The following is a 14,680-nucleotide window of genomic DNA, read 5'->3' on the forward strand; positions in this document are numbered from 1 at the left end:
GGCTCCCTCCTTTCAATATGCTGCCGCTCTCTCGATTGCTTCGAGGACGCGGCCTGTATCCGGAAGATAATAGTCTTCATATCCAAAATAGGGGACAGGGGTGTCGAATCCAGTCACCCTCTCGACAGGAGCCTTCTGATAGAGGAAAGAAAAGTCATTGATGATGGCAAGGATATCGTTGCCCACTCCCCCCGTGGCGTGGGCTTCATGGACAATGACGGTCCTACCGGTTCGCTGGACAGATTTGGTGATAAGATCCTTATCCAGGGGAGACAACGTCCTCATATCGAGTACCTCGCATGATATCCCCTTTTCACCTGCTTTCTCCGCCGCCTCCTCAGCCACCTTCACCATTGCTCCCCATGCAATGACCGTGACATCGTCTCCTTCAAGGACGGTCCTTCCTTTTCCGATTTCAACTGTATACTTCCCCTCAGGTACTTCCTCCCTTGTCGACCGATAGCACTGCATGGGCTCAAGGAATAAGACGGGGTCCGGGTCTTCAATGGCCGCAATCAACAACCCCTTTGCCTCACGTGGAGTAGAAGGGCACACGACCTTGATGCCCGGCATATGAGTGAACAGTGCCTCCGTACTATCGGAATGGATCTCAGGCGCCCGGACACCAGCTCCGTACGGGGCCCGTATGACCATGGGACATGTATAGTGCCCGAGCGTTCTTGAGCGCAGGCGGCTTGCGTGGGTCATGATCTGCTCATAAGCAGGATAGATGAATCCGAGGAACTGGACCTCTGCCACAGGACGGAATCCATTTACCGCCATTCCTATCGCAGCACCAATGAATCCGGCCTCACTCAGCGGCGTGTCGAGCACCCGATCTTCACCGAATTCTGCCTGGAGGCCATCCGTGGCACGGAACACCCCTCCGTTCGTCCCGATATCCTCCCCAAGGAGCAGGGTATCACTCCGTTCGTTCAGCATGACCCGAAGACCGTCGGTAATCGCCTGGACCATCGTCATCGTTTTGGTTGTTGTCATGATGCTCATCTTGATCCCCCCTTCAGATGTGAAAGCAGTCTTTCTTTCTGCTGAAGGACGTTCCAAGTCGGTGTTTCGAATACATGATCAAAGATCAAGGACGGGTCCGGGTCCGGATACTGCTCCAGATCGGCGACAGCCGCATCGACCTCCTTGGCACACTCCAGCCTGATGGACTCTAACCACTCTTCGTCACACCAGCCTTTTTGCTCCATATAGCGCTGCAACCTGTCTATCGGATCTTCCCTTCTTTTCACATCGCTCTCTCCCTGATCCCTGTATTTCGTTGGATCATCGGCCGTCGTATGTGCACCGTATCTCCACGTCACAGCTTCAATCAGCGTAGGTCCTTCCCCTCTCCTCGCCCGCTCCAATGCTTCCTTCGTTTCAAAATAGACGGCGAACACATCATTCCCGTCGATCCTGACGCTCGGGATGTCATATGCAAGGGCCTTTTGGGCAATCGTCTTCGTCTTCATCTGCTTGTGGATCGGCACCGAAATCGCATAGCGGTTGTTCTGGTTGAAGAAGACAACAGGGGCCCCCCATACGCTCGCCAGGTTAAGGCCCTCATGGAAATCTCCTTCGGACGTCGCTCCATCACCGAAATACGCGATGGCGGCAGCCTCCGACCCTTTCCTCTTTTCGGCATAAGCCGCCCCCACGGCATGTGGGAGCTGGGTCGCGATCGGAATGCCCGGGGTAAAGATATTCTTTCCTTCAGGCGGGACACAACCCTCGTTCCGCCCTTTCCAAAACAGCAGAATCTGAAGCAGCGGGTGCCCAAAGGTCATTGTTGCCCCATGATCCCGGTACGTTGGAAATAGCCAGTCTTTTTCATGCAGTGCCATGGCGCTCCCTACCTGGGACGCCTCCTGGCCCTCAAAAGGGGCATAGGTCCCGATGCGCCCCTGCCGTTGAAGACTCACTGCCTTGCGATCGAACGTCCGGATACGGATGAGATGGCGCAGGAACGTCCTCGCCACCCCTTCGGACACCTCTTTCTCTCTATCGGGGCTCAACTCCCCATGCGGATTCAGCACTTGAACGATCGGAAACTGTTCGATCATTCCCTCACCTCTCTCATGGGGATGGTTCCCCATTGTTTTATTTTGGGTGTATTGATGATTGCAAGGATGTCAGGTTGATAGGTTTCCTTTTTATTATTCATTTTTGCTTAGGGCGGCGAGCCGCCTCCGCTTTTCTTTTTGTCCAGCTGCGGCGGCTTGGGGCTCGAGGTCATAAGTCATAATCGTCAAAAGGGCGAAGATCTGCCCTTCCGCCGATTCTGCCTTATGCTTGTCGCCCCAGGGCAAGCCGCCTCCGCTTTTCTTTCTGTCTAGCTACGGCGGCTTGGGGCTCGAGGTCATAAGTCATAATCGTCAAAAGGGCCAAGACCATGCCCTTCCGCCGATTCTGCCTTATGCTTGTCGCCCCAGGGCGAGCCGCCTACGCTTTTCTTACTTCCTTACGCTCCATTTTGGGCGTTTGGTGTGGGTGAAGAAGCTATTTCGTTTGGTTCTGGTCTGGATGCGGTTTTCGCAGAAGCGGTCTGCTGCCTGGACGGTGGTGATGTGTTCGTTTTCTGATTGGGTGTAGATGTTGAGGAGGCTGTTATAGATGGCTCCCGTTTTCTGGAGGACGCGTTCTTTGTTAGGTTCATAGAGTTCATCGGCTACCTGGATCAACCCCCCTGCGTTGACGATATAGTCAGGGGCATACAGGATCCCTTTTTGGTGAAGGGACATCCCGTGTCTGTGCTCGAGGAGCTGATTATTGGCAGAACCGGCTACGGCTTTCACCTTTAACCGTCCGATGGTCTCATCATTCAGGATCCCCCCTATGGCACAAGGGATGAATACATCGGCATCCACTGAGTAGATTTCGTCTCCGCTGACGGCCTTCACTGCCGTTCCGAGGGCTTTAGCTTTCAGCTGCAGTTTTTCAACAGAGTAATGACTGATATCGGTCACAATCAAATCGGCCCCTTCTTCGAGGAGACGCTCGGCGACTTTGAAACCGACTTTCCCAAGCCCCTGGATCGCATAGCGCTTCCCATGAAGATCCCTTGATCCCCAGATGGTTTCGTTTGTAGCTTCAAGTCCGTATATGACGCCCATGGCTGTCGGAATCGAAGAGTCACCGCTTCCGCCATATACTTCGTCGACCCCTACGATGCAGTTGGTTTCCTTCAGGGCGTGGACAAAATCATCCGGTGACGTGCCCATATCAGTCCCTGTGTAGAACCTTCCTTGAAGTGATTCAACGAATTGCCCGAATGCCCTGAACAGCTCGGGATGTTTATCTTTGGTCGGGTCACCGATGATGACCGCCTTACCCCCGCCAAAGTCCACGTCTGCTGCCGCGCATTTGTATGTCATGCCCCTAGACAATCTGAGTACGTCGTTCAATGCCGCATCCACCGAAGCATACGGCATCATCCGGCACCCGCCGAGTGCAGGTCCGAGAGTGGTATTATGTATGGCGATGATTGCTTTCAAACCGGTCTCTTCATCGTTGCAGAACAGGACCTGCTCATGATTCTTGATCTGATCGAACATGTCCATCCCCCTGACCTCCGTCTCTTTTGTAAACGTTTTCATTTTATCGGATAGGCTTGCCATGCGAGTTCCCCCTTATCGTCTTCAATCAGTCCCGATACGTTCAGCGATTGTTTGTTTCGGAAGCACAACCTGCCTTACTTCCCCTTCTCCTACAATGGAGTCCGTTTCCTTCCGTCGGATCATGATCTCCGTCCAAATGCCTCTTTCATTCATTCGGGTCACGGTGGCCGTGATGCTCAACCGGGTTCCCGTCCGTGCTGGTGAACGATGCATCACCTTTACTTCGGCACCCATCCCTTCTTCCTCTTCTTCCAGGAAAGGAAGGATGATTTGACGGGATGCCCATTCCATGTGATAGACCATTTGGACGGTGGAATAGACCGGGTGGACCACTTCCCCTTCAAAGCTTGCGTGCATATCGGGTGTCACATCAATGATGATTTCAAGCGTGTGCCCAACGGTCAATCCGGACTTCATCGCTTTCCTCCTTTAAACGATTGCATTATGGATATTAATATAACGTTAATTCAACGATATAATAACATTTTGTTTTATAAATAGTCAATAAATTGTTAAAATTAAAAATTCTTATAGTTTTTAAAGGGAATGGGCGTTTCTATGGGGGAGTAATGAAGAGGAGACCGTTCCTTTCCGCTGGAGTCAGGCGCCTTCCGCTTCAATACACTCTGGGATTCTTGTAGGGGATGAGCTGAATGAATTCCCTTTATATGTAATGTTCTTAGATTCATTAATTAATGAATCCAGGGTAAGCATTCTTTATGGGGCTAAATTGAACAGTAGACCGTTCCTTTTCGTTGCAGGCGCCTGCTTTCCTGCGGGGAGCATGCCGAGCCTCGTGCCTGCGGGGTCTCGATCATGCTCCTTTTCCGCTGGAGTCAGGCGCCTTCCGCTTCAATCCACTCTGGATTCTTATGATTTAAGAATTGTTTTTTGATGAAGCATTTTTTGGTAGGTATTCATCCTTAGTCTACATCTGCGTGTTTGAAAAACTCACGGAATACTAATCATGCGATCCACCAGCTTGAAGAGTCCCTTCAACTATATTTCTCAATCTACTTCCTAATAGTTCTCTAAAACATAAAAAAAACAAGAATGTGGGCTTGGCCTCATTCTTGTTTTTTACTGCTGGTATTCTATTTGTTGATCAGTATTTATAAGATTGTCCGCCGTCGATCGGGATGACGGCTCCGTTGATGAAGTCTGCTTGGGAGGATAGCAGGAAGGCTACGAGGTACCCGACTTCTTCGGGTTTTCCGAAGCGTTTCATCGGATTGACGCTGACGAATTCCTTGCCTGCCGCTTCCCAGTCATCGCCTCCGATTTGGCGAAGGGAGCCTTCGACCATCGGTGTCATGATGGCACCTGGTGCGATGGCTTTGATGCTGATTCCGTACTGGCCATATTCCACACCGGAATTGCGGGTCATGCCGACTACGCCGTGCTTGCTTGCCGCATAACCGGATTGATTCCCGACGCCTCGGATCCCTCCGACGGATGCCGTATTGACGATGGAACCGTAGCCCTGCTCCCTCATGACTTTGAGTACATATTTCATGCCATAAAAGACACCGTTCAAGTTGATGTTCACTACACGTTCAAATTCATCCGTGCCATAGTCCTCTGTGAGATTCTGTTTCCCTTCAATTCCTGCGTTGTTGAAGAAGCCGTCGATTTGACCGAAGTGCCCCACCGTTTCATCAACGTATTTCTTAACGGCGCTTTCGTCGGAGCAATCCGCTTCGATCAACAGCACTTCCGCTTCACTGTAAGATGATAGAATCGACTGCTTCACTTCTTCCAATCCGCCTTGGTTAAGGTCCACGAGTGACAGTTTTGCTCCTTCTGAAGCAATTTGCATGGCCGCAGCATGTCCAAGTCCGGACGCAGCCCCAGTGATCAAGATTACTTTGCCTTCAAAACGTTTCATTTTGAAATCTCTCCTATTCTTGATGGTTTACCAGAACCGGGCAGGGATGAATTTCCTGTCCTTACTAGTAGATTACGCCTATTCCATTCGAAGGGCAATCAACTCGACTCGCACCGAAAAGCCGGCCTTCAGGGGCCGGCTTTCTTTACGAGAGAAGGGCCCGGTCACTGGCAAGCTTGCTGCCGCGGATCCGCTGAAACTCATGAAGGAGTCCTTCAACGGTCAAGCCCTTCTTCTCTTGTTCATTCACTTCAAGGATGATCTGTCCTTTATCCATCATGATCAGCCTATTCCCTAAATCGATGGCCTGCTGCATATTGTGGGTGACCATGAGGGTGGTCAGGGCGTATTGATCCACAATTTGCCGGGTCAACTTCGTGATCAGATCAGCGCGTGCTGGATCAAGTGCTGCCGTGTGTTCATCCAGAAGGAGGATTGAGGGTTCCGTGAAGGTGGCCATGAGCAGTGACAGCGCCTGACGTTCCCCTCCTGATAGCAGCCCGACTTTTGCATTGAGCCGATTTTCCAGCCCTAGATGAAGGCTCTCCAGCACTTCCTTGAAGTACGCCTTCCTCTTCTTCGTGACACCGAGCCTGAAGCCCCTCGTGCGATTCCGCGAGTACGCCATGGCAAGATTCTCTTCGATGGTCATGGAAGGGGCCGTGCCTGCCATCGGATCTTGGAAAACGCGTCCGATGAGCTTGGATCTTCGATACTCCGAAACTTTCGAAACATCCTGATCCTGGATGTGGACGGTTCCGACATCTGGTATCATGACCCCCGAGACGATATTCATGAGCGTTGATTTTCCGGCCCCGTTGCTTCCGATCACCGTGACGAAGTCGCCCGGTTCCAGGGAAAGCTGGATATCATCAAGGGCGATTTTTTCATCCGGTGTTCCTTCGTTGAAGACTTTGTGGATCCTATTTAATCGTAACACTGCTGCCACCCTCTCCTTCCGAGACCGGAACGGCCTTCATCCTTTCGGCCATGCGCTTTGCCTTGCGCTTCCTGTCCTTATACCTCTCCATGACTTTCGGCATGACGAGTGCGAGGATGACGATCGTCGCTGTGATCAGCTTCATGTCACCCGTTTCAAGAAAGTCTACGCGAAGGGCCATGGAGACAACCAGACGATAGATGATGGCACCTCCGATGACGGCAAGTGTCGTCCTTGCAATGGATTTGGTACCGAAAAGGGCTTCACCGATGATGACGGATGCAAGACCGATGATGATCATACCGATCCCCATCCCGACATCGGCGAAGCGGCTGTACTGAGCAATCAGTGCCCCGGACAGGGCCACCAACGCATTGGAAATCCCGAGGCCAAGGATGATCATGAGGTTCGTATTGGCAGAAAAGCTCCGGATCATCCGTTGATTATCGCCAGTCGCCCTTAGGGCAAGACCCACTTCTGTCTTGAGGAACGCATCCGTCAAAAACTTGATCACCAGCGTCACGATCGTCATGAACAGGAGGACCGCCCACGTATCAGGCAGTGGCTCGCCTAATCCGACTGCATTCCAGACACCATTTAGTGCCTGGTCGATCCCAAGGGATCCAATCAGGCCTGTGATTCCCGTAAAAGCCGTATCTTCATTTAAAAGGGACACATTGGATGTCCCCATGATCCTCAAATTGATGGAGTAGAGGGCAATCATCATGAGGATTCCTGACAGGAGCGCATTGATTTTTCCGAATGTGTGGAGGAGCCCTGTTACACATCCTGCGACGAAGCCGATCACCATGGCAGTGACCGTGGCAACGACGGGGTTCACTCCGCCCACAATCATCGTCGCTGCAACGGCTGCCCCCGTCACGAAGCTCCCGTCCACTGTCAGATCAGGGAAATCCAATATCCTGAAGGACAGGTAGACTCCGAGGGCCATGATGGCGTAAATGATCCCGGACTCAAAGGAGGCAAATATGGCCGTTGGCATCTTGAATCATCCTTTCTATCACTCTTCGTAAAATTCTCCGAGTTCACTCCAGGCATCCTTCACTTCGACACCCTGTTCTTCGGCCGCTTTCTTGTTGATCATAAGCTTGAAATCTTTCGGATACTCCACGCTGATCTCAGACGGTTTCTTCTCACCCTTAAGGATCTTCACAGCCATGAGGCCCGTTTCATATCCGAGATCTTCATAGCTGAATCCACTGGCAGCTACCGCACCCTTTTTCATGGAATCAAGTTCTCCGACGAAGAGCGGGATATCTTTATCATTGGCAACGCCGATGACGGCATCTAGTGCTGAGACCACCGTATTGTCTGTCGGGACATAGATGGCATCGACACGACCTACAAGCGATTCAGTAGCCTGCTTCACTTCCGCTGAAGTGGATACAGACGCTTCCACGACCTTCGCTCCCTTTTCTTCAGCGAGCTTCTTCACTTCTTTGGCCTGCACGACGGAGTTCTGTTCACCAGAGTTGTAGATCACCCCGATATTCTTTGCTTTCAGTTCATCTGTGATAAAAAAGATCGTCTTGGAGGTGGCTTCGGGATGGTTGTCCGATGTACCCGTGATATTCTCCCCCGGCTCCTCGAACGATTTCACCAGCTCAGCTCCGACGGGATCCGTCACCGATGTAAACACGATGGGGATCTTCTTTGTCGCATTCAGGGCATGCTGTGCACTCGGTGTTGAATTGGCGAAAATGAGGTCCACCCCGTCCCCGACGAGATTTTTGGCGATGGTCTGGGAATTATTCGGATCACCCTGGGCATTCTGCACATCGTATTTCACATTGTCGCCCTCTTTGAATCCGTTCTCTTCCAGTGCCTTCTTAAACCCTTTGTAAGCTGCATCCAGCGATGGATGCTCGACGATCTGACTCACCCCGATCACATATTCCTTTTTTCCACCACTACCGCTTTTCTCAGACGAACCGCACCCCGATAAAATCATCATCCCGAGGAGCAGGGACGATGCACCCAGTAACCAACCTTTCTTTTTCACAGAAATCCCCCTTTGATCACAAGTTATATGATTAATAGTCCATAAGACTACCGAATCCTTTCTGTGATAAAAATGATACCGACCGTTATTACAACGTTATAGTATCACTGCCGTCACAAAATAGTCAATAATATTCGGAAAATTTAAAAATTACTCTCAGTATAGTTGTTTTGGATCAGGATTTCCAGAAGATTTTAGCGGTTTAAATGAAAAAAGCAGCCGGCGTCTTCCTCACCAGCTGCTTTTTGTCTCTTATTCAACCTTCATAGTGCCAGAAAGGGTCCTCAGGACCATTGAGGCATCGGTCATCATCCCGTCCACCATTTCTTTGACGGTCGGTACATCCCCGATCAGTCCTGCCACCTGTCCGCCATTGATGAATCCTTCATCAAGTCTTCCTTCGAGGGCACCTTTACGGTGGTTGTCCTCAGAGGTCAGTTCCGAATACTGTTCCAGGGTCATTCCCCGTTTTTCCAGATCCAATACCCTTTCCGCGTAGGGCGACCTCAAAACGCGCCGTACCCTCCCTACACTCCGCCCCACGATGACCGTTCCATGATCATTCGCCGCAAGGAGGGTTTCTTTATAACGCTCATGAAAAGGAGCTTCCTTGGTCGCGATGAATCGGGTTCCCATCTGGACTCCGCTTGCGCCCAAGGCGAGCATGGCGGCAAGCCCGCGTCCATCCGCAATTCCCCCGGCTGCCACGACGGGAACGTCTACTTCATCCACGATCTGCGGGATAAGGGCCAGGGTCGTTGTCTCGAGATGGGAGTTGATGCCCGCCGCTTCATACCCTTCTGCCACCAGGACGTCTGCCCCTGCATCCGCCGCTTTCCTTGCCTGCTTGCGGGACGCCACCACGCAGATCACTTTGATTCCGTGGTCGTGAAGGACAGGAATGAGCGGTCCCGGATTTCCTGCCGATAGGGAAACTACGGGAACCTCTTCCGTGATGGCGATCCCGATCATGCCTTTCAGTTCAGGCGTCATCGTGATCGGGATATTCATGGCAAAAGGCCGGGTCGTCAGCATCTTCAGATCCCGGACGATTCCCCCCACTTCCTCCACATCCATGGTCCCCGTTCCGATTGTCCCCAGGGCACCCGCCTCCGACACGGCGGCAGCCAGGCGGGCATTGCTGATGTTCCCCATGCCTCCCTGGATAATGGGGAACCGGATCCCAAGGCACTTCGTGAGTCTATTCATATCGATTCCTCCTCCACTCTATTCACGATTTAAAAAAGAGGTTTACAAAACCTCTTCCAGCATTTATGCTATTCATAGCTACTTTGTGTAACAAGGTAGCTGAACGTTTATCCCAGTATCTTGTTTTACAATATACCTAAAGGAGAATCATCATGTCGATCCGAAGCCAATTACTTAAAGGGATTCTTGATGGTTGCATTCTGGCCGTCATTGAAAAGGAGCCCGTTTATGGCTATGAATTATCCAGGAAACTTCAGGCATCCGGCCTGCAGGATGTAAGTGAAGGAACGATCTATCCCGTCCTTCTCCGCCTGCAGAAGAATAAATGGATCACAGGCGAAATGCGGCCGTCCGAGTCGGGCCCGAACCGAAAATATTATTCACTGACCGAAGACGGCACAGCCGCGCTAGTAGAGATCACCCAGGAGTGGGAGCATCTGTCCGTCCCGGTCAACCAACTACTGAAAAGGGGGTAACACCATTGCTCGCAGCAAAAGAACTGATCGAATTGAATAACCAAAAGAGAGAAAAACTGACAGAAGAGAACGAGAAATATTATTCCGATATCTTATTGTACCTCCGCCTCCAGCTCACCCTGTCTGAACAGCAGACAGAGGAAATCCTCATGGAGATCCTCGAGCATCTCCTGGAAGGGCAGGGAGAAGGAAAAACGGCTATGATGATCTTCGGATCCGATCCGAAAGCATATGCAGACGAGCTTGTCGAACAACTTCCTCCCGAGAGCAAACGGAGCGTAGCCGGGTTCATTTCCCTAATGGCCTTGAACCTGTTCGGTATTTTCCTGGCCATCCGCGGAGCAGGCCTGCTGATCACTTCTTTCTTCAAAGAAGTGGAAAATGATGTGTTCATCGGCTCGGCAGCCATTCTGGCCGTGATCTTGCTCCTCACCACAATGGCAGAACTCAAAATGTTCTTTACCATCATCAAGCGTTCACTATTTCAAGAAAAAGATTCAGCCGGCAAGATGGCGCTGATCGGCGGATTGGGCGCTGCGGCAATCAGTTTGCCATTCTTCCTTGCCTTGTTTTTCCTACCCGACCTTGGCCCTTCTTTTCCTTTCAGCTGGTGGGCGTCCCTAATCGCGGGATTGATCATGATCGGCCTGTACAAGTTGATTTCCAGAAAAAGATTCTAATCCATCAGGAGCGGATGGTTCATCACGTCATAGGATGTATCTTTATTTGTGAGCTCGTTCCCATCTTCGAATACACTCTCGAAGAAGCGGGAGGCGGGCTCGGCAAGCTCCTTATAATACTCCCCGAATAGCGTGGCGGCATGACCGCCGAGCCATTTATCCGGCAGCAGTTCATCGGGCAGTCCCGGATCCACGAAAAGGAACTTCCGGTATTCATGGACAAGCTTTGCCCGCCCCACAAAACACTCCGCATCGGTCATCTGCCCCTTGGCGATCTTGCTTTTATCGATCATATACATGCGGCTGTACTCCGCGATGAACTCCTCATACTTGGCATTGATTTCTTCCAGATCCCAGTTCTTCTCTACGAGTCTTCTGCTTTCACTCGGCCCTTTATGGTCGGCAATGAAGAAGTCGACATACTCTTCGATCTCGTATTTCCGGATCAGCTGCCGGACCTGCTTCTCCAGGTCATTGGGGGAAATCCACGTACTGGCGGACATCGTGCCGAATCCGCTCCAAACCAGTTCTTTCCTGAGTTCATCCCGAATACTTCGGATTTCTTCCGGAATGGAATACATGAAGATCCTCCACTTCCCGTCCCACTCCTCAGGCTTCAGCTTGAAGATCCTGTTCGCAGCTTCTTCCATCCGGTCGACACCGCGCTCGGTCAATGTGTAATAACTTTTATTCCCTTGTTTCTCTGCCTGGACCCAGCCCTGTTTATTCATTCGCGAAATGGCCGCCCTCACTGCCTGGTCATTGTGGCCGAACTCATTCAGAAGCCGGATCAGGCTCCCGATCCAGATTTTATTTCCGTAATGGCTGATGTAATCCCCATACAAAGTGAAGATCATTGATCTTGTATTCATGCAAGCCTCTCCTTTTACGCCCGATCTATGATGTGCCGCTATCGCGTGACGTGTTCTTAACGTATAACTATTATAATATCATAATTATCTGAAAGAAGAAGCGTTTACATCACCTGTTTCAACATGGTCCATTAAGGGAAGGGATTAAAAAAACAGCAGAAAGGACTGTTATATGGATACTCTATTATTCTCTGCCTTTACCATCGCCTATATCGTCCTCATCATCATGTCGATCCGGATCCTCAGGAGACGGCATGCTCTCAGCATCGCGTTCCTCCTTCCCGTCATCGCAGGTCTCATTTACGATAACGGCATCATCGCCTCGGGGAAATACATAGGGGAAGGACGGCTCCTGAAGGAACTGAGTCTTGTCCGGTATTACATGCATGCCTTCTTCACTCCGCTCCTGGTCCTGTTCGCCTGGAAGTCCCTTGAACAAGGAGGAATCAGGGCCGCACGGACGACGGCATTCCGCTCTTGTGCTTTCCTTATCACCATCGGACTGATCACTGTGGAACTCCTTACAGAGGTCATCGGCCTGAAAGTGAAACCGGAATGGTCGTACGGCGTGCTGTCATATGGAAATGCCGAATCCTCTTCCGGCCCGCCGATCATGGTCCTCGTCGTGGCCATCGTCCTTCTTGCGGCATCGATTGCCGTCTGGAAGGTACAAGGATGGATATGGTTCTTCCTCGGTTCCCTGATCATGACGATCGGCAGTGCCGTCAGCATCCCAGTGGACAGCGGGGCCGTGACAAACCTGTTCGAGCTTGCCTTGATCGCCTCTCTTGTCGGTACGGCTGCCTTTCAAGCCTCTCATACAAAACAACACATCGAACCCGCGGCATGATTGTCGCGGGTTTGCCTGTGTCTTTACCCCTTCAGCCTTTCCACCACGGTAGCGATTCCCTGCCCGACCCCGATGCACATGGTAGCAAGGCCATATCGGACATCCCGCCTCTTCATCTCATGCAGGAGTGTCGTCAGGATTCTCGCGCCGCTCGCCCCGAGGGGATGTCCGTATGCAATTGCCCCCCCATTGACATTCACGATTGCCTCATCGATCCCAAGCTCCCTGATGCAGGCGAGGGACTGGGCGGCAAATGCTTCATTCAACTCCACCAGTCCGACTTGCTCCATGGTGAGATTGGCCCTGGACAATGCCTTTTTGGTGGCATGGATGGGGCCGATGCCCATGACGGATGGTTCCACGCCAGCCACAGCGGACGTCACATACCGGGCGAGAGGCGTCAATCCCAGCTCCTCCGCTTTGCCCCTGCTCATCAGGAGCAGGGCAGCAGCCCCATCGTTCACCCCTGAAGCATTGCCTGCCGTGACGGTCCCGCCCTTGAACAGCGGCTTTAATCCTGCAAGCTTTGCGAGATCGGTTTCCGGTCTCGGATGCTCATCTTGGGTAACGCGCATGGTCCCGTTCCGTTTGTGGAACACATCGATCGGCACCATCTCATCCGCCAAGCGTCCGTGTAGCTGCGCTTCTCTGGCCTTGATCTGGCTTACCAGGGCAAAACGATCCTGTTCTTCACGGGAGATATTGAATTTCTTCGCCACGTTCTCGGCTGTTTCCGGCATGGAATCGGTTCCGTACATGTCCTCCATCTTCGGATTCACAAACCGCCACCCGATGGTCGTATCAAACAGCTCCATGTTCCCCCGGGGAAACTCCTCTTCAGGCTTTCTCATCACCAGGGGGGCACGGGTCATGCTCTCCGTTCCTCCTGCGATGAAGATCTCCCCCTCACCTGCCAGGATGGCACGGGCCGCATAATTCACCGCATCCAGTCCAGATCCGCACAGCCGGTTGATCGTGGTACCCCCCACTTCGACGGGTAGCCCTGCCAACAGGGCCGACATCCTGGCCACATTCCGATTGTCCTCTCCGGCTCCGTTTGCATTTCCGAACACCACTTCTTCAATGGCTTCCAGAGGCACATCGGGATTCCGTGCGAACAGGGCCTTGATGACGACCGCCCCCAGATCATCAGGCCTCACCCCTTTGAGGCTTCCTTTGTATCTCCCAATCGGGGTTCTCACGGCATCAATGATCACAACCTCGTTCATGTCGACTTCTCCTTTTCTTTCTCCACAGAGTACTCATACACGCCCCTGCCCGTCTTACGCCCCAGCCTTCCCGCATTCACATACTGCTCCAACAGGGGGGCCGGACGGTATTTATCGCCGAGTTTTTCATGGAGGTACTTCAAGTTATTGAGGCGCGTATCCAATCCGACCAGATCGCCGAGCTCAAACGGTCCCATGGGATAGTTCAACCCAAGCTTGATGGCTTTATCAATGTCTTCCGGTGTCCCGAGCCCCTCTTGGAGCATGAAGAATGCTTCATTCCCGACGAGAGCCGAGATCCTGCTTGTAACAAATCCGGGGAATTCATTGATGATGACCGTCTCTTTCCCCATGGTGCGTGCCGCTTTGCGGACGGCCTCCACCGTTTCTTCATCCGTCTCCAAGCCCTTGATGATTTCGATCAGGGGCATTTTATGTACGGGATTAAAGAAGTGCATGGCGATGACCTTTTGGGGCCTTTTCGTGTAAGAACCGATTTCCGTCGGGCTCATCGTGGACGTGTTGGTGGCAAAACAGCATGATTCAGGAGCATGGGCGTCAAGCACCTGGAATACGGAGCGCTTCAGCTCCCGGTCTTCCGGTACAGCCTCGATGACAAAATCAGCATCCGATACGGCAATCGACAGATTGGTAGAATAATGGAGATTCCCTCTTGCTTCTTCGTATTGATCCGCCGTAAGCTTTTGGCGCTCTATCCCTTTTTGCAGGTATCCTGCAATCTCCCTTTCTGCATGGAGCAGCTGTTCTTCCTTAATATCCACAAGGGTGGTCCGATATCCACCTACCGCACTTACGTAGGCAATCCCTCTACCCATGACCCCTGAACCGACTACAACGAGATTCTGCATGATACCCTCTCCTCTCTTGAA

At 51.9% G+C, this 14,680-nt stretch carries 16 protein-coding genes; 3 read left to right on the top strand and 13 right to left on the bottom strand.

Annotated elements, in window-relative coordinates:
• Positions 1-12 precede the first annotated feature (12 nt).
• The 10 genes from ACNA6I_RS15900 to ACNA6I_RS15945 form a co-directional block, all read right to left on the bottom strand.
• The gene (locus tag ACNA6I_RS15900) at positions 13-1,008 is read right to left on the bottom strand and encodes an alpha-ketoacid dehydrogenase subunit beta (protein ID WP_048005720.1); all 996 of its coding nucleotides are present in this window, start codon (positions 1,006-1,008) and stop codon (positions 13-15) included.
• Positions 1,005-2,069: a pyruvate dehydrogenase (acetyl-transferring) E1 component subunit alpha gene (pdhA, locus tag ACNA6I_RS15905; RefSeq protein WP_048005721.1), complete on the bottom strand. Its 1,065-nt coding sequence runs from the start codon at positions 2,067-2,069 to the stop codon at positions 1,005-1,007. Before pdhA ends, ACNA6I_RS15900 begins: the two co-directional genes overlap by 4 nt.
• A 93-nt stretch (positions 2,070-2,162) precedes the next feature.
• Positions 2,163-2,315, bottom strand: coding sequence for a hypothetical protein (locus ACNA6I_RS15910; RefSeq protein WP_156489276.1), 153 nt, complete (start codon positions 2,313-2,315; stop codon positions 2,163-2,165).
• A 144-nt stretch (positions 2,316-2,459) separates the two neighbouring features.
• Positions 2,460-3,566, bottom strand: coding sequence for a Glu/Leu/Phe/Val dehydrogenase dimerization domain-containing protein (locus ACNA6I_RS15915; RefSeq protein ID WP_148797295.1), 1,107 nt, complete (start codon positions 3,564-3,566; stop codon positions 2,460-2,462).
• A 78-nt stretch (positions 3,567-3,644) separates the two neighbouring features.
• Positions 3,645-4,040, bottom strand: a complete 396-nt coding sequence (locus tag ACNA6I_RS15920; protein ID WP_048005722.1) for a thioesterase family protein — start codon at positions 4,038-4,040, stop codon at positions 3,645-3,647.
• A gap of 688 nt (positions 4,041-4,728) precedes the next feature.
• Entirely contained in the window at positions 4,729-5,511 is a 783-nt protein-coding gene (locus ACNA6I_RS15925; protein WP_048012188.1) for an SDR family oxidoreductase, read from the bottom strand.
• A 145-nt stretch (positions 5,512-5,656) separates the two neighbouring features.
• Positions 5,657-6,451 (bottom strand): ABC transporter ATP-binding protein, encoded by a 795-nt coding sequence (locus tag ACNA6I_RS15930; RefSeq protein WP_048005724.1) that lies wholly within the window; start codon positions 6,449-6,451, stop codon positions 5,657-5,659.
• Positions 6,435-7,454, bottom strand: coding sequence for an ABC transporter permease (locus tag ACNA6I_RS15935; RefSeq protein WP_048005725.1), 1,020 nt, complete (start codon positions 7,452-7,454; stop codon positions 6,435-6,437). The genes ACNA6I_RS15930 and ACNA6I_RS15935 overlap by 17 nt, the downstream gene beginning before the upstream one ends.
• Before the next feature lie 18 nt (positions 7,455-7,472).
• The gene (locus ACNA6I_RS15940; protein ID WP_148797297.1) at positions 7,473-8,426 is read right to left on the bottom strand and encodes an ABC transporter substrate-binding protein; all 954 of its coding nucleotides are present in this window, start codon (positions 8,424-8,426) and stop codon (positions 7,473-7,475) included.
• A 300-nt stretch (positions 8,427-8,726) separates the two neighbouring features.
• A complete protein-coding gene (locus ACNA6I_RS15945; RefSeq protein ID WP_048005727.1) occupies positions 8,727-9,683 on the bottom strand; it encodes an NAD(P)H-dependent flavin oxidoreductase in 957 nt (318 codons plus the stop codon).
• Positions 9,684-9,835: 152 nt separating this feature from the next.
• Between ACNA6I_RS15945 and ACNA6I_RS15950 the strand changes: the two genes are divergently transcribed.
• Both ACNA6I_RS15950 and ACNA6I_RS15955 read left to right on the top strand, forming a co-directional pair.
• Positions 9,836-10,159 (top strand): PadR family transcriptional regulator, encoded by a 324-nt coding sequence (locus ACNA6I_RS15950; RefSeq protein WP_048005728.1) that lies wholly within the window; start codon positions 9,836-9,838, stop codon positions 10,157-10,159.
• A 5-nt stretch (positions 10,160-10,164) separates the two neighbouring features.
• Positions 10,165-10,839 (top strand): DUF1129 family protein, encoded by a 675-nt coding sequence (locus ACNA6I_RS15955; protein WP_048005729.1) that lies wholly within the window; start codon positions 10,165-10,167, stop codon positions 10,837-10,839.
• Here the strand turns inward: ACNA6I_RS15955 and paaX are convergent.
• Positions 10,836-11,711 (bottom strand): phenylacetic acid degradation operon negative regulatory protein PaaX, encoded by an 876-nt coding sequence (gene paaX, locus ACNA6I_RS15960; RefSeq protein WP_048005730.1) that lies wholly within the window; start codon positions 11,709-11,711, stop codon positions 10,836-10,838. The two genes, ACNA6I_RS15955 and paaX, sit on opposite strands and share 4 nt — an antisense overlap.
• Positions 11,712-11,883: 172 nt before the next feature.
• Here paaX and ACNA6I_RS15965 point away from each other — a divergent pair, with 172 nt between their 5' ends.
• On the top strand, positions 11,884-12,561 hold the full coding sequence (locus ACNA6I_RS15965) for a hypothetical protein (RefSeq protein ID WP_048005731.1): 678 nt from the start codon (positions 11,884-11,886) through the stop codon (positions 12,559-12,561).
• A 23-nt stretch (positions 12,562-12,584) separates the two neighbouring features.
• On the opposite strand, the gene ACNA6I_RS15970 is transcribed toward ACNA6I_RS15965, so the two are convergent.
• Entirely contained in the window at positions 12,585-13,790 is a 1,206-nt protein-coding gene (locus ACNA6I_RS15970; RefSeq protein ID WP_063190721.1) for an acetyl-CoA C-acyltransferase, read from the bottom strand.
• Positions 13,787-14,662 carry a 3-hydroxyacyl-CoA dehydrogenase gene (locus ACNA6I_RS15975; protein WP_048005779.1) on the bottom strand — a complete coding sequence of 292 codons (876 nt, stop codon included), beginning with the start codon at positions 14,660-14,662 and terminating at the stop codon, positions 13,787-13,789. Before ACNA6I_RS15975 ends, ACNA6I_RS15970 begins: the two co-directional genes overlap by 4 nt.
• Between the last annotated feature and the right edge of the window lie 18 nt (positions 14,663-14,680).

Origin of the sequence: Rossellomorea sp. FS2 (assembly GCF_047915635.1) — a bacterium.
Lineage (GTDB): Bacteria > Bacillota > Bacilli > Bacillales > Bacillaceae_B > Rossellomorea > Rossellomorea marisflavi_A.